A 19826-nucleotide genomic window follows, 5' to 3' on the forward strand; every position below is an offset into this window, starting at 1 on the left:
ACTCACATGGCTATCCAGCGCACCTTCTCCATCATCAAGCCCGACGCCGTTGCCAAGAACGTCATCGGCCAGATCTACGCCCGTTTCGAAGGCGCCGGCCTGAAGATCGTCGCGTCCCGCATGGCCCACCTGTCGCGCGCTGAAGCCGAGGCTTTCTACGCCGTGCACAAGGCCCGTCCTTTCTTCAAGGACCTGGTCGACTTCATGATCTCCGGCCCCGTGATGCTCCAGGTGCTCGAAGGCGAGAACGCCATCCAGAAGAACCGTGACCTGATGGGCGCCACCGACCCCAAGAAGGCCGACAAGGGCACCATCCGCGCCGACTTCGCCGACAGCATCGACGCCAACGCCGTGCACGGCTCCGACGCCCCCGAAACCGCCGCCGTGGAGATCGCCTTCTTCTTCGCCGGCATGAACATCCACTCGCGTTAATCGCGCGCAGTACCCATGCAATGACGGCCAACCTGCTCGACTTCGACCTCGACGGTTTGGCCGCCTTTTGCGAGCGGCTGGGTGAAAAGCGCTTCCGCGCCACCCAGCTGTTCCGCTGGATCCACCAGAAGGGCGCCTCCAGCTTCGACCAGATGAGTGATCTGGCCAAGTCCCTGCGCGAGAAGCTCGCCACCACGGCGCGCATCCAGGGCCTTGAAGTCATCTCCCAGCAGATTTCCGCCGACGGCACCATCAAGTGGCTGTTCGACGTCGGTGACGGCAATGCCGTCGAATCCGTCTTCATTCCCGAGGACGACCGCGGCACGCTGTGCGTGTCTTCCCAGGCCGGTTGCGCCGTGGGTTGCCGTTTCTGCTCCACGGGCCACCAGGGCTTCAGCCGCAACCTGAGCACCGGCGAGATCGTCTCCCAGCTCTGGTTTGCCGAGTTTTTCCTGCGCCAGCACCTCAAGCGCTCCGACCGCGTGATCACCAACGTGGTGATGATGGGCATGGGCGAACCGCTGCAGAACTACAACGAGCTGATTCCCGCGCTGCGCGTGATGCTGGACGACCACGGCTACGGCCTGTCGCGCCGCCGCCTCACGGTCTCCACCTCTGGGGTGGTGCCCATGATGGACCGCCTGGCCCAGGACTGCCCGGTGGCGCTGGCCGTTTCCTTGCACGCGCCCAACGACGAATTGCGCGACAACCTGGTGCCGCTGAACCGCAAGTACCCCATCGCCGAGCTGATGGACGCCTGCAACCGCTACCTGGCGCATGCGCCGCGCGACTTCATCACCTTCGAATACTGCATGCTCGACGGCGTGAACGACCTGCCCGAGCATGCCCGCCAGCTGGTCGAGCTGGTGCGCCGGCACGCCACCGGCGGTGTGTGGTGCAAATTCAACCTGATTCCCTTCAATCCCTTCCCGGCCTCGGGCCTGAAGCGTTCACCCAACGAGCGCGTGCAGGCCTTCGCCAAAATCCTGTTGGATGCTGGTATCGTCACGACTGTGCGCAAGACGCGCGGCGACGATATCGACGCCGCCTGCGGCCAGCTGGCCGGCGATGTCAAGGATCGCACCGGGGTGGAGGAGCGCATGGCGCGTCAGCGCAAGCTGCTGCAACCCATGCAGACCCTGCAGAGTCAATCCAAGGAGGTTTGAGGCATGAATGTGACTGATGTGAAACGCGACCATGGCCACGGCCGTCGGTGGCTGCTGGCTGCCTGCCTGGCGCTGGTGGCCCTGACCGGGCTGTCCGGCTGTGCCAGCGGTGCTCCCGGCAGCGGCGAGGACATCGTCACCGATTCCGACGAACCGGCGATCCGCAAGCGCGCCCGCACGCGCCTGCAGCTGGCCAGCGGCTACTTCGAGCAGGGCCAGACGACCGTGGCGCTCGACGAGGTCAAGCAGGCCCTCACCATCGACCCCGACTTCCCCGATGCCTACAACCTGCGCGGCCTGATCTACCTGCGCCTGAACGACATGCGTCTGGCCGACGAGAGCTTCCGCCGCGCCCTGGCCATCAACCCGAACAGCGCCGACGTGCTGCACAACTACGGCTGGCTGCTGTGCCAGCAGGGCAAATACACCGAGTCCGTGCAGGCCTTCACCCAGGCCCTGGCCAACCCCACCTACGGCGGTCGCGCCAAGACCTGGCTGGCCAAGGGGGTGTGCCAGATCAAGGCGGGGCGGCCGCTCGATGCCGAGCAGAGCCTGGTCAAGTCCTACGAGCTCGATGCCGGCAACCCGGTGACCGGCTACAACCTGGCCACGGTGCTTTACCAGCGCGGTGACGCTGCGCGCGCGCAGTTCTACATCCGGCGCATCAACAACAGCGAACTCGCCAATGCCGAGACGCTCTGGCTGGGCATCAAGGTCGAGCAGCGCCTGGGCAACCGCGTGGCGCGCGACCAGCTGGTGACCCAGCTGCGCAGCCGTTATCCGAGATCGCGTGAACTGGGTTCTTATGAGCGGGGAGCATTCAATGAGTGATGAGGTCGTCGGCAGCAGCGCGCCGGTAACAGACACGCCGGCGGTGGAGCCGGCCGCAGCGGTACCGCAGACCACGGCCGGCCAGCTGCTGCGCCAGGCGCGCGAGACCGCCGGTATCGAACTGCCGCCGCTGGCGATGTCCTTGAAGGTGTCGGTCAAGAAGCTGGAGGCCCTGGAGGCCGATCGTTTTGACCAGCTGCCCGATGCCGTGTTCGTGCGCGCGCTGGCGTCTAGCGTTTGCCGTGTGCTCAAGATCGACGCAGCCCCCGTGCTGGCGCTGTTGCCGCAATCCGGTGTGCCGCGCCTGGACTACGACGAGTCCGGCCTGAACACGCCCTTCCATACGCCGGGCGACGTGGCCAAGACGCCGTTCCTCGACCGCCTCTCGCGCCCCATGGTGCTGGCCGCACTGGCGGTGCTGCTGGGCGCCCTGGTCCTGATCTTCTTTCCGTCGACCGAGCAGCGCGCCGAGATCGGTGCCATCGTGGCCCGTGCCCCTGCCGTCGAGCCCGCGGAGCCGGTGCCCGCGCCGGCCCCCGTGCCCGCCGCCGCGCCGGCTGCGGCCCCGGTCAAGGCCGCCGCGCCGGTCGTGCGCGAAGCTGCCGCTCCCCTTGTACCGGCGACGCCAGTGGCCCCGCCCGCGGCGGTGCCGGCCAAGCCCGTCAAGGCGGTCGAGCTCCCCCCTGTGGCTGCGCGTGCCGAGACGGCGCAGGCTGCCACGCCGGCCCCCGCTGCGGCCGTGGCACCCGAGGTGCTTGCCGTGCGCAAGCGGCTGGCGAGCTCGGGCCTCGTGATTTTCAAGACCAGCAACCCGTCCTGGATCGAGGTGACCGACGGCAAGGGTGCCATCCAGCTCAGCCGCCTGGTGGAGCCGGGCGAGCCGGTCGGTGCCTCCGGCCCGCTGCCGCTGAACGTGACCATCGGCCGCGCCGACGTCACCGAGGTGCTGGTGCGTGGCAAACCTTTTCCGCTTGCTGATGTCACCCGCGGTGGTGTGGCCCGATTCGAGGTGAAGTAGTGCAGAACGTGGGTCCGATCGATCAGGCCGCGCCGCGCGCGCGGCGCTCGCGCCAGGCCCGCGTGGCCTGGGGGGACAAGGTCGTCACCGTGGGCGGCGACGCGCCGGTGCGTGTGCAGTCCATGACCAATACCGACACGGTGGACGTCATCGGCACCGCCATCCAGGTCAAGGAACTGGCCCAGGCCGGCTCCGAGCTGGTGCGCATCACCGTCAACACGCCCGAGGCGGCCCAGGCCGTGCCGCACATCCGCGAGCAGCTCGACCGCATGGGCATCGCCGTGCCGCTGGTGGGTGATTTCCATTACAACGGCCACACGCTGCTGAGCCAGTACCCGGCCTGTGCCGAGACCCTGTCCAAGTACCGCATCAACCCCGGCAACGTGGGCAAGGGCGACAAGCGTGACCGCCAGTTCGGCCAGATGATCGAGGCCGCGCTCAAGTGGAACAAGCCGGTGCGTATCGGCGTCAACTGGGGCAGCCTGGACCAGGACCTGCTGGCCGGCCTGATGGACGAGAACAGCCGCCGCGCCCAACCCTGGGATGCCAAGGCCGTGATGTACGAGGCGCTCATCACCTCGGCCATCGACTCCGCGCGTTTTGCGCAGGAGCTGGGCCTGCCGGCCGAGCAGATCCTGCTGTCCTGCAAGGTCAGCGGTGTGCAGGACCTGATTTCCGTCTACCGCGAACTCGCCAAGCGCTGCGACTACCCCCTGCACCTGGGCCTGACCGAGGCCGGCATGGGCACCAAGGGCACGGTGGCCTCGGCCACGGCCCTGTCCATCCTGCTGCAGGAGGGCATCGGCGACACCATCCGCGTCTCGCTCACGCCCCAGCCTGGCGAGTCGCGCACGCAGGAGGTGGTGATCGCCTCCGAGATCCTGCAGTCCCTGGGACTGCGCATCTTCGTGCCCAGCGTCACGGCCTGCCCGGGCTGTGGACGCACCACCAGCACCACTTTCCAGGAACTGGCCAAGCAGATCGATGACTTCCTGCGCCTGCAGATGCCGGTGTGGCGCAAGCAGTATCCGGGCGTGGAAGCGCTCAAGGTGGCCGTCATGGGCTGTATCGTCAACGGCCCGGGCGAGAGCAAGCACGCCGACATCGGCATCAGCCTGCCAGGCACGGGCGAAGCACCGGCCGCGCCTGTGTTCATCGACGGTGAGAAGCGCCTGACGCTGCGCGGCGAGGGCATCGCCCAGGAATTCCAGAAGATCGTCGAAACCTACATCGAGAACCGTTTCGGCGCGCACCAGAAGACCGTCGCCGAGACGGTCTGAACCACACGAAGAGTAAAGAGAACATGGCATCCAAGCCAGAGAAACTGCTTGCCGTCAAAGGCATGAACGACATCCTGCCGCCGGATTCGGCGCGCTGGGAGTGGTTCGAGGAACAGGTGCGCGCGTTGATGGCGCGCTTCGCCTACCGCAACATCCGCACGCCCATCGTCGAGCCCACACCCCTGTTCGTGCGCGGCCTGGGCGAGGTGACCGACATCGTCGAGAAGGAGATGTACTCCTTCGAAGACCGCTTGAACGGCGAGCAGCTCACCCTGCGCCCCGAGTGCACGGCCGGCGTGGTGCGCGCCGTGGTCGAGCACAACCTGCTCTACGAAGGCGGCAAGCGCCTGTACTACATGGGCCCCATGTTTCGCCATGAGCGCCCGCAGCGTGGCCGTTACCGCCAGTTCCACCAGATCGGCGCCGAGGCCCTGGGTTTTGCCGGCGCCGAGGTGGATGCGGAGATGATCCTGCTGGCCGACGCGCTGTGGAAGGTGCTGGGCCTGAATGATGTGCGGCTGGAACTCAACAGCCTGGGCCAGCCCGAGGAGCGCAAGCAGCACCGTGCGGCGCTGATCAGCTATTTCGAAAAGCATGCCGAGCAGCTCGACGAAGACGCCAGGCGCCGCCTGCACAGCAACCCGCTGCGCATCCTGGACACCAAGAACCCGGCCATGCAGGCCCTGGTGGAAGCGGCGCCCAGGCTGATCGATTTCCTGGGCGAGGCCTCGCTGGCCCACTTCAACCAGGTGCGTGCCATCCTGGACGCCAGCGGTGTGGCTTACACGATCAACCCGCGCCTGGTGCGCGGCATGGACTACTACAACCTCACGGTCTTCGAGTTCATCACCACGCGCCTGGGTTCGCAGGGCACCATCTGCGGTGGCGGCCGTTACGATTACCTGATCGAGCAGATCGGCGGCAAGCCCGCGCCGGCCGTGGGCTGGGCCCTGGGTGTGGAGCGGGTGCTGGAGCTGCTGAAAGAGCAGGGCGCCGACCATCCCCAGCCCGTGCCCGACGTTTACGCCATCATTCCCGATGCCGCGGCCCTGCCGGCCGCCATGCCCGTGCTGCAGGCCGTGCGCGCCGCCGGCCTGAGCGTGCTGATGCACGCCGGCACGGGGGAGGGCATGGGCAGCATGAAATCGCAGTTCAAGAAGGCGGACGCCAGCGGTGCGTCCTATGCGCTGATCTTCGGCGCCGATGAACTGGCACGTGGCGAAGTCACCGTCAAGGCGCTGCGCGACGGCGCCGGTGCGCAGAGCTGCCACGCCCTCGCCCAGGTGGCCGACTGGGCCGCCCACCTAAAATCTCCCGCTTGAACGGAAAAATTCATGGCACACCTCGACCTCGAAGAACAAGAGCAGCTTGACCAGCTCAAGCAATTCTGGAAGCAGTACGGCGGCCTCATCAGCTGGGCGCTGATCGTGCTGCTGGGCATCTACGCCGGCTGGAACGGCTGGCAGTACTGGCAGCGCAAGCAGGCCGTGCAGGCCACGGCCCTCTACGAAGAGGTCGAGCGCATTGCTGCCAGCGGCGATGGGACGCGCCTGGACCGCGCCCTGGCCGACATGAAGGACAAGTTTGCCGGCACCGCGCAGGCGCAACAGGCGGCTCTGCTGGCCGCGGCCGTGCACGCCTCGGCCGGTCGCAGCGAAGCCGCCCGTGCCGCCCTGGCCTGGGTGGCCGAGCAGTCCGGCGACGAAGGCTACAAGTCCGTGGCGCGCCTGCGCCTGGCCGGCCTGATGCTCGATGCCAAGTCCTATGACGAGGCGCTCAAGCAGCTGGCAGACAGTTTCCCGGCCGGTTTCGCGGCGCTGGCGGCCGACCGCCGTGGCGACGTCTACCTGGCCCAGGGCAAGAAGGCCGAGGCGGCCGCCGAATACCAGAAAGCCTGGGCAGGCCTGGAGCCCGGCAGCAGCTACCGCAATGTGGTCGACGTCAAACTGGCTTCCCTGGGGCTCACACCCGCAGCGACGGCCGGGGAGAAGAAGTGATCCTGTCCCGCCCGGTCCTGCTGCGTGCCTTGCGTGGCGCTGGGGCCTTGGCCCTGAGCGCCTTGCTGCTGGCCTGTTCCAGCGCCCCCAGCCGTCCCGAGCCCGCCCCGCTGCCGCCTGATCCCAAGCTGCTGGGCATGCGCCAGGCCTGGGGCGTCGACATCGGCCGGGTCGATTTTGCGTTGGTGGTGCAAGCGGCGGGTTACACGGTGGGCCTGGCTTCCAGCGAAGGCCGGGTCAGCCTGCTCGATGCGCGTACCGGTGAGCCGGTGTGGCGTGCCGAGGCGGGCGCGCCGCTGAACGCCGGTGTCGGGCACGACGGTCGCATGGCGGCGGTGGTGACGACGGAGAATGAACTGGTGGCGCTGCAGGAAGGGCGCGAACTCTGGCGCCAGCGCCTGAACGCGCCGTCCTATACCGCGCCGTTGGTGGCGGGGGGCCGGGTCTTCGTGCTGGGCGCAGACCGCAGCGTCTCCGCCTACGACGGCCAGAGCGGTCGGCGCCTGTGGAACCAGTCGCGCACGGGTGAAGCCCTGGTGCTGCGCCAGCCCGGTGTGCTGATCCCTGTGGGCGACACCCTGGTGGCCGGCCTGTCGGGCCGCCTGGTGGGGCTGAACCCGCTCAATGGCACGCCCCGCTGGGAAGTGCCCATTGCGACCCCGCGCGGTACCAATGACGTGGAGCGCCTGGTCGACCTGGTGGCCGGCGTGGCGCGCCAGGACGCCGTGGTCTGCACGCGGGCCTTCCAGGCTGCGCTGGGCTGTGTCGACGCCGCGCGTGGTGCGCTGCTGTGGAGCAAGCCGGCGGTCGGCGCTTCCGGTCTGAGCGGCGATTCGACATTGTTGCTGGGCGTGGAGTCCGACGGCACCGTGATCGCCTGGCGGCGCGCCGATGGCGAACGTGCCTGGAGCACGAGCCAGCTGCGTTATCGCAAGCTGAGTTCCCCCTTGTTGCTGGGGCCGGCACTGGTGGTTGGCGACGACGCCGGCCGCCTGCATTTCCTGTCGCGTACCGATGGTGCGCTGCAGACCCGCATCGAGACCGATGGCTCGCCCATCGCCGCCACGCCGGTGCTGGCGGGCAGTACCGTGGTGGTGGTCACGCGTGCCGGCCGTGTGCTGGGCTTGCGCCCCGAGTAATCCAAGAGAAAGTCCGACATGAAACCCGTTCTGGCCCTGGTGGGCCGCCCCAATGTCGGCAAGTCCACGCTGTTCAACCGGCTGACCAAGTCGCGCGATGCCATCGTGGCCGACTTCGCCGGCCTCACGCGCGACCGCCATTACGGCAACGGCAAGCAGGGCAAGCACGAGTACATCGTCATCGACACCGGCGGCTTCGAACCCACGGCCGAAGACGGCATCTACAAGGAAATGGCCAAGCAGACCCGCCAGGCCGTGGCCGAGGCCGATGTGGTGATTTTCGTGGTTGATGCGCGCGGTGGCCTGTCGGCGCAGGACCATGACATTGCGAATTACCTGCGCCGCCTGGGCAAGCCCTGCGTGCTGGTGGCCAACAAGGCCGAAGGCATGACCGATGCCACCCGGCTGGGCGAGTTCTACGAACTGGGCCTGGGCGAGGTGTACCCGGTGTCGGCTGCGCACGGGCAGGGCATCCGCTCCCTGGTCGACCTCGCGCTGGAGCCGCTGAACCTGCCGGACGAGGACGAAGCCGAAGAGGAGCAGGTGCCCGGCCTCATCAAGCTGGCCGTGGCCGGCCGCCCCAACGTCGGCAAGTCCACCCTGATCAACACCTGGCTGGGCGAGGAGCGCCTGGTGGCCTTCGACCTGCCGGGTACCACGCGCGATGCCATCAGCGTGCCCTTCGAGCGCAACGGCCAGAAGTTCGAGCTGATCGACACCGCCGGCCTGCGTCGCAAGGGCAAGGTGTTCGAGGCGATCGAGAAGTTCTCGGTGGTCAAGACCCTGCAGGCCATCGAGTCGGCCAACGTCGTGCTGCTGCTGCTGGACGCGACCCAGGGCGTGACCGACCAGGATGCCCACATCGCCGGCTACATCCTGGAGAGCGGCCGCGCCGTGGTGCTGGCCATCAACAAATGGGATGCGGTGGACGAGTACCAGCGCCAGCAGCTGCAGCGTTCCATCGAGACGCGCCTGGCCTTCCTGAAGTTCGCTAACATCCATTTCATTTCGGCTCAGAAGCGCCAGGGCCTGGGGCCCCTGTGGACCTCCATCGTCCAGGCCTACAAGGCGGCCGGCTGCAAGATGTCGACGCCGGTGCTCACGCGATTGCTGCAGCAGGCCGTGCAGTTCCAGAGCCCCCAGCGCGCCGGCATGTTCCGTCCCAAGATGCGTTACGCGCACCAGGGCGGCATGAACCCGCCGGTGATCGTGATCCACGGCAACTCGCTGGAGCACGTGCCGGATTCCTACAAGCGTTTCCTCGAAGGCTGGTTCCGCAAGGAGTTCGACCTGGTGGGCACGCCCATGCGCATTGAATTCAAGACCTCCAGCAATCCGTACGCCGACAAGGACGACAGCTAGGCCCCGGCCTGGTCCTGAGTCCGGACTTATTGCTGGGGGTTAACCCCGCTTGTCAAGCGGGCACCAGGCTGCTGTGGTATGGTGACGACTTCCTTACTACTCTTGAACACGGAGAATATCGTGAGCAATAACAAAGGTCAGCTGTTGCAAGACCCCTTCCTCAACGCCCTGCGCCGCGAGCACGTGCCGGTCTCCATCTACCTGGTCAACGGCATCAAGCTGCAGGGACAGATCGAATCCTTCGACCAGTACGTGGTCCTGCTGCGCAATACCGTGACCCAGATGGTCTACAAACACGCGATCTCCACCATCGTCCCCGGTCGCGCGGTGAACTTCGCGGCAGGCGCCGAAGGCGAAGCCCCCAGCGCACCCTGAGGCACCGGGGGCCGGCCGCGCAGGCCGCAGGCCTGTGACTTTCCTCTTGTTCCCTTTCCGGCAGCCTCCTCCTTGACCGTCTTGTCCGATCAGCCTCCCGCATCGACCATCCTGGTCGGTGTGGACTTCGGCCTGCCGCATTTCGACGGCGAACTCGAGGAACTCGGCCTGCTGGCCGAGACCGCCGGCCTGCACCCGGTGGGCCGCATCACCTGCAAACGCAAGGCGCCCGACGCGGCGCTGTTCGTGGGCAGCGGCAAGGCCGAAGAGATCAAGCTGCTGGCCCAGCAGCTGGGCGCCAGCGAAATCCTCTTTGACCAGAGCCTGAGCCCGGCCCAGCAGCGCAACCTGGAGCGCACGCTGGAGCTGCCGGTCAACGACCGCACCTTGCTGATCCTGGAAATCTTCGCCCAGCGCGCGCGCAGCCACGAGGGCAAGTTGCAGGTCGAGCTGGCCCGCCTGCAGTACCTGAGCACCCGTCTGGTACGACGCTGGTCCCACCTGGAACGCCAGACCGGCGGTGCCGGTGTGCGCGGCGGCCCGGGTGAAAAGCAGATCGAGCTGGACCGCCGCATGATCGCCGAGTCCATCAAGCGCACCAAGGAGCGCCTGCACAAGGTCAAGCGCCAGCGCCAGACCCAGCGCCGCCAGCGCGAGCGCCGCGACGCCTACAACATCTCCCTGGTCGGCTACACCAATGCCGGCAAGTCCACCCTGTTCAACAGCCTGGTCAAGGCACGCGCCTATGCGGCCGACCAGCTGTTTGCCACCCTGGACACCACCACGCGCCAGCTCTACCTGGGCGAGGCCGGGCGTTCGGTCTCCCTGTCGGACACCGTGGGTTTCATCCGCGACCTGCCGCACGGCCTGATCGACGCCTTCCAGGCCACCCTGCAGGAGGCCGTGGACGCCGACCTGCTGCTGCACGTGGTCGATGCCGCCAACCCGAATTTCCCCGAGCAGATCGCCGAGGTGCAGCGTGTGCTGGCCGAGATCGGCGCCGAACACATCCCGCAGGTGCTGGTCTTCAACAAGCTCGATGCCCTGGGGCCGGAGCGCCGTCCGGAACGGGTGCAGGACAGCTACGAACTCGACGGCCAGGCCGTTCCGCGCATCTTCGTCAGCGCCCGTGACGGGGAGGGCCTGCCCGCGCTGCGCCAACTGTTGGCCCAGCGCGTCATCGCCAGCGCCAGCGCTGCCCCGGAAGAGGCCGAAATCGAGGCCGATTTCCCGGACAATCACGCAAGCCCATTCTGATTGGGCACAATGCGTGGATTCGAGGCGCTGAGCCGAGATTACAGAGAGAAGCCAAGAATGAAACTTCATGCACCAGCCTTCCGCTGGGCCGCTTTATGGCCCGGCCGCCTGCGCGGCATGTTCAACCTGAACGACCCGCGCTGGGGTCGAGGTGAGGACAAGCCCTCCGACGCCAAGCCCGAGCCGGGCCGCCCCGAATCCGACGTGCCACCGCCCCAGGGCAATGGCCGCGGTGCGCGTCCCGGCAACACCCAGGGCCCGCCCGATCTGGACGAACTCTGGCGCGATTTCAACCGCAAGCTCTCCGGCCTGTTCGGCGGCGGGCGGGGCGGCGGCAACAGCGGCGGCAAGCAGCCCGACATGAAGGGCGCAAGCTTCGGCATCGGCCTGATCCTGGCCATCGTGGCCCTGATCTGGCTGGGCACGGGCTTCTTCATCGTGCAGGAAGGCCAGCAGGCCGTCATCACCCAGTTCGGCAAGTACAAGAGCACCGTGGGGGCCGGCTTCAACTGGCGCCTGCCGTATCCGATCCAGCGCCATGAGCTGATCTTCGTGACGCAGATCCGCTCGGTCGACGTCGGCCGCGACGTGGTCATCAAGGCCACCGGCCTGCGCGAGTCGGCCATGCTGACCGCGGACGAGAACATCGTCGAGATCAAGTTTGCCGTGCAGTACCGCCTGAACGACGCGCGCGCCTACCTGTTCGAGAGTCGCGACCCGGCCAGCGCCGTGGTGCAGGCCGCCGAGACCGCGGTGCGCGAGGTGGTGGGCAAGATGAAGATGGATTCGGCCCTGTCCGAGGAGCGCGACCAGATCGCCCCGCGCGTGCGCAAGCTCATGCAGGACATCCTGGACCGCTACAAGGTCGGCATCGAGGTGGTGGGCATCAACCTGCAGCAGGGCGGCGTGCGTCCGCCCGAGCAGGTGCAGGCCGCCTTCGACGACGTGCTCAAGGCCGGCCAGGAGCGCGAGCGCCTGAAGAACGAAGCCCAGGCCTATGCCAACGACGTGGTGCCGCGCGCCATCGGTACCGCCTCGCGCCTGAAGGAAGAGGCCGAAGGCTACAAGTCGCGCATCGTGGCCCAGGCCCAGGGTGACGGGCAGCGCTTCCGCTCCGTGCTGACCGAGTACCAGAAGGCGCCGCAGGTCACGCGTGACCGCCTGTACCTGGAGTCCATGCAGCAGATCTACGGCAACGTGACCAAGGTGCTGGTGGATTCCAAGCAGGGTTCCAACCTGCTCTACCTGCCGCTGGACAAGATCATGCAGCTCGGTAGCGAGGCGGGCTCCGCGCCCCTGATGCAGGGAGCCGTGCCCGGCGCCGCGCCGGCGCAGTCCCTGCCGTCCTCCGCCGCCGACGTGCGTTCGCGCGAGAACCTGCGTTCGCGTGAACGCGAAACCCGATAAGGAAACCAAAATGAACCGTATCGGATTCATCCTTTCCTCGCTCCTGGTGGTGCTCGCCCTTGCCAGCTCCATGCTCTTCGTGGTCGACCAGCGCCAGTTCGGCGTGGTCTATGCGCTGGGCCAGATCAAGGAAGTCATCACCGAGCCTGGCCTCAACGTCAAGCTGCCGCCGCCCTTCCAGAACGTCACCTACATCGACAAGCGCCTGCTCACGCTGGACAGCCCGGACAACGAGCCCATGCTGACCGCCGAGAAGCAGCGTGTGGTGATCGACTGGTATGTGCGCTGGCGCATCAGCGACCCCACCGAGTACATCCGCAACGTCGGCCTGAACGAGGCTGCCGGCACCAGCCAGCTCAACCGCGTGGTGCGCAATGCCTTCCAGGAAGAGATCAACAAGCGCACCGTCAAGGAACTGCTCTCGCTCAAGCGCGAGGCGCTGATGAGCGACGTCAAGGACGAAGTGCTCAAGGCCGTGCGTGGCGAGAAGCCCTGGGGCATCGACGTGGTGGACGTGCGCATCACGCGCGTGGACTATGTGGAATCCATCACCGAGTCGGTCTACGGTCGCATGACGGCCGAGCGCAAGCGCGTGGCCAATGAACTGCGCTCCACCGGCGCGGCCGAAGGCGAGAAGATCCGCGCCGACGCCGATCGCCAGCGCGAAGTGACGGTGGCCAACGCCTACCGTGACGCGCAGAAGATCAAGGGCCAGGGCGATGCCGAAGCCGCGCGTGTCTATGCCGAGGCCTTCGGCCGCGACCCCTCTTTCGCCCAGTTCTACCGCAGCCTGGAGGCCTACAAGGCCAGCTTTGCCAGCAAGAACGACGTGATGGTGCTCGACCCCAGCAGCTCGGAGTTCTTCAAGGTCTTCCGCGGCCAGGGCGCAGCGCCCAAGAAATAAGGCATGAGCGTGCACGGCCGTTCCGAAACGCTCATCCCCCGGCGCATGGCGCTGGGGTAGCCCGATGCTCAGCGACGCCTTCTGGCTGGCGATGGCCCTCGTTCTGGTGATCGAGGGCCTTTTTCCGTTCATCTCCCCGGTGGGCTGGCGCCGCATGTTTGCCCAGATCCTGCAGCTGGGGGACGGCCAGATCCGCTTCTTCGGCTTGTGCAGCATCCTGGCCGGCCTGGCATGGCTCTGGTGGCTCTTGCCCTGAGAACTGGCGAATAAATCTGCTGCGCGACCCGATCGCCGCGTTGGACGGTGTTGGCTCCGGCCGGTCCGCTTAACTTTCGCCAAGCGAAAGTTAGCCTGTGCCGCAACTGCGTTGTCGCCATCCTCACGTACGTGAAGTACGTTCCGGTGGCTGCGCTCCGTCCGCCTTGCGCTCGGGCCGCTCGCTACGATTTCTTCGCCAGTCCCGAACTTCGTTGGGGTGTGCTGCCGGAGCGCCGGTCCAACCCGGTAAAATCACGTTTTTAACAGCTCCCCCTTTCCCATGTCCGCCTGGCTCCTGCCGGATCACATTGCCGATGTCCTGCCTTCCGAGGCCCGCCACATCGAGGAACTGCGTCGCGACCTGCTCGACATGGCGCGCTGCTATGGCTATGAGCTGGTCATGCCGCCGCTGCTGGAGCATCTTGAGTCGCTGCTGACCGGCACCGGCCAGGCGCTCAACCTGCAGACCTTCAAGCTGGTCGACCAGCTCTCGGGCCGCTCCATGGGCCTGCGTGCCGACACCACCCCCCAGGTCGCCCGCATCGACGCCCACCTGCTGAACCGCCGTGGTGTGGCCCGCCTGTGCTACTGCGGCCCCGTGGTGCACACGCGCCCGGCCAGCCCGCACGCCACGCGCGAGCCGCTGCAGTTTGGCGCCGAGATCTACGGCCATGCCGGTCCCGAGGCCGATCTGGAGGCCTTGCAGCTCGCGCTGGACTGTCTCAAGGCGGCCCGTCTACCGGGCTATACCGTGGACCTGGCCGACGTGCGCATCGTCAGTGCCCTGCTCGAAGGTGTCCCGGCCGATGCCGAGACCTTGAGCGCGATCCACGCAGCCCTGGCGGCCAAGGATGTGTCGGCGCTGAGCCAACTCACCGGCGCCTTCCCTGCCGCTTCACGCCAGGGCCTGCTGGCCCTGCCGCGCCTCTACGGTGATGCGACCGTGCTGGATGAGGCTCGCAAGGTCCTGCCGGCGCTGCCCGCCATACACCGGGCGCTGGACGGCCTGAAGTGGCTGGCCAGCCAGCTCGAGGGCACCCCGCTGGGCTTCGATCTGGCCGATCTGCGCGGGTATGCCTATTACAGCGGCATGCGCTTCGCCGTGTATGCCGAAGGGGTGAGCGACGCGCTGCTGCGCGGCGGCCGTTACGACGAGGTGGGGGCCGTGTTCGGGCGCAAGCGTCCGGCGGTGGGCTTCAGCCTGGACCTCAAGACCCTGGTGGGGGCCGTGCCGGTGCGTGCGCTGCGTGCAGCCATCCGTGCGCCCTGGAGCGAGTCGGCCTCGCTGCGCGCGGCCATCGCGCGCCTGCGCCAGGAGGGCGAAACCGTGGTCTGCGTGCTGCCCGGGCACGAGAGCGAAATCGACGAATTCCATTGCGACCGCGAGCTGACCGATGTGGCCGGTCGCTGGGTCGTCAGCGCCATCTGAGCGCCTTTCTTCCAATCAAGCGCTTCTTCGAGTACATCTGAAATGAATACAACCAAAGGTCGTAACGTGGTCGTCGTGGGCACCCAGTGGGGCGACGAGGGCAAGGGCAAGCTGGTCGACTGGCTCACCGAGTTCTCCCAGGGCGTGGTGCGTTTCCAGGGGGGGCACAATGCCGGCCACACGCTGGTCATCAATGGCGTCAAGACGGCGCTGCACCTGATCCCCAGCGGCATCATGCGCCCGGGCGTCAAGTGCTACATCGGCAACGGTGTGGTGCTGTCGGCCGCCAAGCTGTTCGAGGAGATCGCCGGCCTGGAGAAAGCCGGTGTCGAAGTGCGTTCGCGCCTGCGCGTCAGCGAGGCCTGCCCGCTGATCCTGCCTTTCCACGTCGCGCTGGACGTGGCCCGCGAAGCCGCGCGCGAGCAGGGCGGTTCCGAGAAGATCGGCACCACCGGCCGCGGCATTGGCCCGGCCTACGAAGACAAGATCGCCCGCCGCGCCCTGCGCGTACAGGATCTCAAGTACCCCGAGCGCTTCGCCGCCAAGCTGCGCGAGCTGCTGGCGCTGCACAACCATGTGCTGAGCACGTTCCTCGGTTCGAAGAAATTCACCTTCGGCGATGCGCTCCAGCCGTATATGAAGGACGGCGAAGTCCAGTTCGAGCCGGTGTACGCCGAAGCCATGCGCCACGCCGAACTGCTCAAGCCCATGATGGCCGACGTCTCGCGCGAACTCAACGACGCCAACTGCACCGGCGCCAACCTGCTGTTCGAAGGCGCGCAGGGCACCCTGCTCGACGTGGACCACGGCACCTACCCCTACGTGACCTCCAGCAATTGCGTGGCCGGCAATGCCGCCGCCGGCGCCGGCGTGGGACCGGGCATGCTGCACTACATCTTGGGCATCACCAAGGCCTACTGCACCCGCGTGGGCGGCGGCCCTTTCCCGACCGAACTGGACTGGGAAACCCCCGGCACGCCCGGCTACCACATGAGCACCGTGGGCGCCGAGAAGGGCGTCACGACCGGCCGCTCGCGCCGTTGCGGCTGGTTCGACGCTGCGCTGCTCAAGCGTTCGGCCCAGGTCAACGGCCTGACCGGCATGTGCCTGACCAAACTCGACGTGCTTGACGGCCTCAAGGAACTGCAGCTGTGCACGGGCTACGAGCTCGACGGCGAGACCATCGACATCCTGCCCATGGGCGCCGACGAGATCGCGCGCTGCAAGCCCATCTACGAAACCCTGCCCGGCTGGACCGAGAGCACCGTGGGCGTCACGAAGTACGACAAGCTGCCGATCAACGCGCGCCTGTACCTGCAGCGCATCGAGCAGGTCACCGGCGTGCCCATCCACATCATCTCGACCAGCCCGGACCGTGACCACACGATCATGATGCGCCATCCCTACGTCGCCTAACTTGTGGATAAATCTACTGCGCGACCCGATCGCTGCGTTGGGCGGTGCTCGCCATCCTCACGTACCTCAGGTACGTTCCGGTGGCTGCGCTCCGTCCGCCTTGCGCTCAGGCCGCTCGCTACGATTTCTTCACAAGTTTCACACCCCTGATAAACCAAGAGGAGCAACCGGATGTTGACCGAAGACGGCAAGCACCTGTACGTGAGCTACGGCGAGTACCACAACCTGGTCGAGAAGCTGGCCATCAAGATCCACCAGTCGGGCTGGGAGTTCGACACCATCCTGTGCCTGGCCCGCGGCGGCATGCGCCCTGGCGACATCCTCTCGCGCATCTTCGAGAAACCCCTGGCCATCATGTCCACCAGTTCCTACCGGGCCAACGCCGGCACCGAGCAGGGCCACCTGGACATCGCCAAGTACATCACCACGCCCCAGGGCGAGATCGCCGGCCGTGTGCTGCTGGTGGATGACCTGGCTGATTCCGGACATACCTTGCAGGCCGTGGTGCGCATGCTGCGCGACAACTACCCGCCCATTACCGATCTGCGTACGGCCGTGATCTGGACCAAGGGTGTGTCGAGCTTCCAGCCCGATTATTCGGTGGATTACCTGCCCACCAACCCCTGGATCCACCAGCCTTTTGAGGTCTACGACCGCATGCACATCGCCGATGTGCTGACGAAATGGCAAGTGTGACCCACCCCCGACTCTCGCCCACTGCGTGTGGCTCGCATCCCCCCTCAAGGGGGCGCACCCAGCGGCCCGGCCAAGCCGGTTCCGCGGGTGCCCGCGGTTAAAGACAGTCTCGCTCGCTGCGGTTCGCGTTAAGCTCGCAGTCATTGCTACCAAGGCAACGACATGAGCGACAAGCGTACCGGTCTGATCCACCATCCCTACACGCCCCCGGAGGGTTTCGCCGCGCCGCAGCCCGGCGTGTTCAAGGCGTCCACCGTCTTTTTTCCCAACGTGGCGGCCATGCGCAGCCGCGAGTGGAAAGACAAGACCGGCTATACCTACGGCCTGCACGGCACGCCCACCAGCTATGTCCTGGAAGAGCGCATGGCCACGCTGGAAGGCGGGACGCAGTGCCTGCTGGTGCCCAGCGGGCTGGCGGCCATTGCCACCGTGGCCCTGTCCTTGCTCAAGAGCGGCGACGAAGTGCTGATCCCCGACAACGCCTACGGCCCCAACAAGGCCCTGGCCCAGGGTGAACTCAAGGACTGGGGCATCACGCCCCGGTATTACGACCCCCTGGACCCGCAGGACCTGGCGCGGCGCATCAGCCCGAAGACCAGGCTGGTCTGGCTGGAAGCCGCCGGTTCGGTGACCCTGGAGTTCCCCGACCTGCCCGAGCAGGTGCGCATCTGTAGCCAGGCCGGTGTGCTCAGCGCACTGGACAACACCTGGGGCGCCGGCCTGGCCTTCAACGCTTTCGACCTGGGGGCCGGGCAGGGCGTGGACATCTCGATCCATGCGCTCACCAAATACCCCAGCGGCGGCGGGGACGTGCTCATGGGCTCCATCGTCACGCGTGACCCCCAGCTGCACATCCGCCTCAAGCTCACCCATATGCGCCTGGGCCTGGGCGTGGGCATGAACGACGTCGAGGCGGTGCTGCGCGCGCTGCCCAGCATGGCGCTGCGCTACCGCGAGCACGATCGCACGGCGCGTGCGCTGGCGCGCTGGTGCCAGGCCCGGCCCCAGTTCGCCCAGGTCCTGCACCCGGCGCTGCCGGGCTCCCCTGGCCATGCGCACTGGCAGGTCCTGTGTGGGGCAGAGGAGGGCCGCGGGGAGCAGCCGGGCCTTGCGGCGGGCCTCTTCAGTGTGATCTTCCACGAGCGCTACAGCGCTGCGCAGGTCGACGCCTTCTGCGACGCCCTGCGCCTGTTCAAGCTGGGCTACAGCTGGGGCGGGCCCATCAGCCTGGTCGTGCCTTACGAGCTGGCCGGCATGCGCCAGGGCTGGCCGGCGCACCTGGCACGCGGCACCTTGGTGCGCTTCTCCACCGGCCTGGAGGCGGTCGAGGACCTGCAGGCCGATCTGCAGCAGGCCCTGGCGGCGCTGGGCTGATACCCCTCACGGCATTGGTGTTTTCCTGACTAGGCAGTTGCCGGGTGGCTCGGTAGTCTCGTTCCCCATGAGCGAGAACATCCAAGAAGCCGACACCAGCCTGCCCGTCAACCCTGCGCCGTATGTGCCTCCCCCCCCGGTCGGCCCCCGGCGCGAGATCGTTCCCCTGGGCTTCGGCGACCCGTTCCGCTGGCTGGCACGTGGCTGGCGCGATGTGACGGCCGAGATGGGCATCGCGCTGTTCTACGGCATGTGCTTCTGGGCCATGGCGCTGACGCTGGGCGCGGTGTTCCGCTACAAGCCCGAGTACGCCATGTCCATCGCCTCCGGTTGCCTGCTGGTCGGCCCCTTCCTGGCCCTGGGCCTTTACGAGGTGAGCCGCCGGCGCGAGCAGGGCCTGGCGCCTGACCTGGGCAGCTCGCTGACCTGCTGGGACGCGCGCATCGGCAGCATGGGCCTGCTGGTGTTGGTGCTGGTCGTGCTGGAGCTGCTCTGGGGCCGGGCCTCGCTGGTGGTGTTCGCGGTGTTCTTCAACACCGGCATGCCGTCCACGGCCGGCGTGCTGCAGGCCATCTTCAACCCCGAGAACTGGGAGTTCGTGGCGGTCTACCTGGTGGTGGGCGGTGTTTTTGCCGGCCTGGTCTTCGCCACCTCGGTCGTCTCCATCCCCATGATCCTGGACCGCGACACCGACGCGATCTCGGCCTCGCTCACCAGCATCCAGGTCTTCTTCACCCATCTGCCGGTGCTGCTGTTGTGGGGGGCGCTCATCACCGGGCTGGTCGCCGTCGCCCTGCTGCCCTGGGGCCTGGGCCTGTTGCTGATCGGCCCCTGGCTGGGGCATGCGACCTGGCATGCGTACCGCGGCTCGGTGCGCTGGCTGGATTGAGTCGTTAAGATGAAGGCATGCCAGCCGCCTTCCTCGAATGCCACCACCTCGTCAAGCGCTACGGCGAGACCACGGTCGTCAATGACCTGAGCTTTGCCATCCACCCGGGGGAATGCCTGGGTGTCATCGGCCCCAACGGCGCCGGCAAGACCACCACCCTGCGCATGTGCCTGGGCCTGAGCACGCCCGACGGCGGTCAGGTCGAGGCCTTCGGCCTGCGCATGCCGGCCGATGCGCACGCCATCAAGGCCCAACTGGGCGTGGTGACCCAGTTCGACTCGCTCGACCCTGATTTCACCTGCGCCGAGAACCTGATGGTCTTCGGCCGCTACTTCGGCATGAAGACCGCGGACATCCGCGCCCGCATTCCCGGCTTGCTGGAGTTCGCCGCGCTCTCGCACAAGGCCGATGCCAAACCCGGCCAGCTCTCCGGCGGCATGCGCCGCCGGCTCAGCCTGGCGCGTGCCCTGGTGAACGACCCGCGCCTGCTGCTGCTGGACGAACCCACCACCGGTCTGGACCCGCAGGCCCGCCACCTGATGTGGGAGCGGCTGCAGCAGCTCATGCAGCAGGGCAAATCCATTCTGCTGACCACC

19 protein-coding genes and 1 pseudogene are annotated in these 19826 nt (G+C 67.1%); all 20 read left to right on the forward strand.

From position 1 onward, the window contains the following. The first annotated feature begins 6 nt into the window (after positions 1 to 6). Entirely contained in the window at positions 7 to 432 is a 426-nt protein-coding gene (gene ndk / locus AC1RRP_RS10795) for a nucleoside-diphosphate kinase (RefSeq protein WP_493035977.1), read from the forward strand. A 20-nt stretch (positions 433 to 452) separates the two neighbouring features. Next, complete coding sequence (gene rlmN, locus AC1RRP_RS10800) at positions 453 to 1598, forward strand: dual-specificity RNA methyltransferase RlmN (protein ID WP_493035979.1); 1146 nt, start codon at positions 453 to 455, stop codon at positions 1596 to 1598. A gap of 3 nt (positions 1599 to 1601) precedes the next feature. Next, complete coding sequence (gene pilW / locus AC1RRP_RS10805) at positions 1602 to 2429, forward strand: type IV pilus biogenesis/stability protein PilW (RefSeq protein ID WP_493035981.1); 828 nt, start codon at positions 1602 to 1604, stop codon at positions 2427 to 2429. Next, a complete protein-coding gene (locus tag AC1RRP_RS10810) occupies positions 2422 to 3447 on the forward strand; it encodes a helix-turn-helix domain-containing protein (protein ID WP_493035983.1) in 1026 nt (341 codons plus the stop codon). Before pilW ends, AC1RRP_RS10810 begins: the two co-directional genes overlap by 8 nt. A gap of 8 nt (positions 3448 to 3455) precedes the next feature. Further along, positions 3456 to 4727, forward strand: coding sequence for a flavodoxin-dependent (E)-4-hydroxy-3-methylbut-2-enyl-diphosphate synthase (gene ispG, locus AC1RRP_RS10815; protein WP_493035985.1), 1272 nt, complete (start codon positions 3456 to 3458; stop codon positions 4725 to 4727). A gap of 23 nt (positions 4728 to 4750) precedes the next feature. After that, entirely contained in the window at positions 4751 to 6049 is a 1299-nt protein-coding gene (hisS, locus tag AC1RRP_RS10820) for a histidine--tRNA ligase (RefSeq protein WP_493035987.1), read from the forward strand. A 12-nt stretch (positions 6050 to 6061) separates the two neighbouring features. Continuing rightward, positions 6062 to 6724 (forward strand): YfgM family protein, encoded by a 663-nt coding sequence (locus AC1RRP_RS10825; RefSeq protein WP_493035989.1) that lies wholly within the window; start codon positions 6062 to 6064, stop codon positions 6722 to 6724. A 2-nt stretch (positions 6725 to 6726) separates the two neighbouring features. Beyond that, the gene (gene bamB / locus AC1RRP_RS10830) at positions 6727 to 7863 is read left to right on the forward strand and encodes an outer membrane protein assembly factor BamB (protein ID WP_493036077.1); all 1137 of its coding nucleotides are present in this window, start codon (positions 6727 to 6729) and stop codon (positions 7861 to 7863) included. A gap of 18 nt (positions 7864 to 7881) precedes the next feature. Next, positions 7882 to 9225 carry a ribosome biogenesis GTPase Der gene (gene der, locus AC1RRP_RS10835; RefSeq protein ID WP_493035991.1) on the forward strand — a complete coding sequence of 448 codons (1344 nt, stop codon included), beginning with the start codon at positions 7882 to 7884 and terminating at the stop codon, positions 9223 to 9225. 78 nt (positions 9226 to 9303) lie between these two features. After that, a complete protein-coding gene (hfq, locus tag AC1RRP_RS10840; protein ID WP_493035993.1) occupies positions 9304 to 9600 on the forward strand; it encodes an RNA chaperone Hfq in 297 nt (98 codons plus the stop codon). A 72-nt stretch (positions 9601 to 9672) separates the two neighbouring features. Then, on the forward strand, positions 9673 to 10857 hold the full coding sequence (gene hflX / locus AC1RRP_RS10845; protein WP_493035995.1) for a GTPase HflX: 1185 nt from the start codon (positions 9673 to 9675) through the stop codon (positions 10855 to 10857). A 57-nt stretch (positions 10858 to 10914) separates the two neighbouring features. Next, positions 10915 to 12264, forward strand: coding sequence for an FtsH protease activity modulator HflK (gene hflK / locus AC1RRP_RS10850; protein ID WP_493035997.1), 1350 nt, complete (start codon positions 10915 to 10917; stop codon positions 12262 to 12264). A 10-nt stretch (positions 12265 to 12274) separates the two neighbouring features. Further along, entirely contained in the window at positions 12275 to 13168 is an 894-nt protein-coding gene (gene hflC, locus AC1RRP_RS10855) for a protease modulator HflC (protein ID WP_493035999.1), read from the forward strand. A gap of 64 nt (positions 13169 to 13232) precedes the next feature. Then, positions 13233 to 13424 (forward strand): DUF2065 domain-containing protein, encoded by a 192-nt coding sequence (locus AC1RRP_RS10860; RefSeq protein WP_493036001.1) that lies wholly within the window; start codon positions 13233 to 13235, stop codon positions 13422 to 13424. Positions 13425 to 13706: 282 nt separating this feature from the next. Beyond that, a complete protein-coding gene (locus tag AC1RRP_RS10865; RefSeq protein ID WP_493036003.1) occupies positions 13707 to 14855 on the forward strand; it encodes an ATP phosphoribosyltransferase regulatory subunit in 1149 nt (382 codons plus the stop codon). Between the two features lie 42 nt (positions 14856 to 14897). After that, positions 14898 to 16271, forward strand: a complete 1374-nt coding sequence (locus tag AC1RRP_RS10870) for an adenylosuccinate synthase (RefSeq protein WP_493036005.1) — start codon at positions 14898 to 14900, stop codon at positions 16269 to 16271. Positions 16272 to 16442: 171 nt separating this feature from the next. Further along, on the forward strand, positions 16443 to 16967 hold the full coding sequence (locus tag AC1RRP_RS10875; RefSeq protein ID WP_493036007.1) for a phosphoribosyltransferase: 525 nt from the start codon (positions 16443 to 16445) through the stop codon (positions 16965 to 16967). A gap of 162 nt (positions 16968 to 17129) precedes the next feature. Then, positions 17130 to 18341: a PLP-dependent transferase gene (locus tag AC1RRP_RS10880; protein ID WP_493036009.1), complete on the forward strand. Its 1212-nt coding sequence runs from the start codon at positions 17130 to 17132 to the stop codon at positions 18339 to 18341. A gap of 67 nt (positions 18342 to 18408) precedes the next feature. Then, positions 18409 to 19230 (forward strand): DUF2189 domain-containing protein, encoded by an 822-nt coding sequence (locus AC1RRP_RS10885; protein ID WP_493036011.1) that lies wholly within the window; start codon positions 18409 to 18411, stop codon positions 19228 to 19230. Positions 19231 to 19319: 89 nt separating this feature from the next. After that, positions 19320 to 19817: pseudogene (locus AC1RRP_RS10890) on the forward strand (ATP-binding cassette domain-containing protein); the annotation flags it as partial. Between the last annotated feature and the right edge of the window lie 9 nt (positions 19818 to 19826).

It is taken from the genome of Hylemonella sp. GW821-FHT12C09 (assembly GCF_058807395.1).